We start from the raw sequence: 211 nt of genomic DNA on the forward strand, positions 1-211 counted from the left end.
CATTTGCAGGACTGGCGTTCCACGTAATGCTGTAGTTTGTTGGCGAATTGGTTGTTGCCGTGTAAGGCAATGTGGTACTCTGCAAGTTTGAGCTTGTACAGACCGCCGTAGTTCCGCCCAACGTTACTGATGGTAAAGGATTTATGGTAACAGTAAAATTGTTTGATGTTGATACGCATCCTGCCGCATTGCTTACCGTCAATGTTCCCGT

Annotated in this window: 1 protein-coding gene; it reads right to left on the reverse strand. The window is 46.4% G+C overall.

All coding sequences use genetic code 11. The features are described from left to right. Positions 1 to 211: hypothetical protein (locus DMB71_RS00010; RefSeq protein ID WP_162614713.1), on the reverse strand; the 211-nt coding region annotated here is incomplete at both ends.

The organism is Flavobacterium tistrianum (assembly GCF_003254545.1).
GTDB lineage: Bacteria > Bacteroidota > Bacteroidia > Flavobacteriales > Flavobacteriaceae > Flavobacterium > Flavobacterium tistrianum.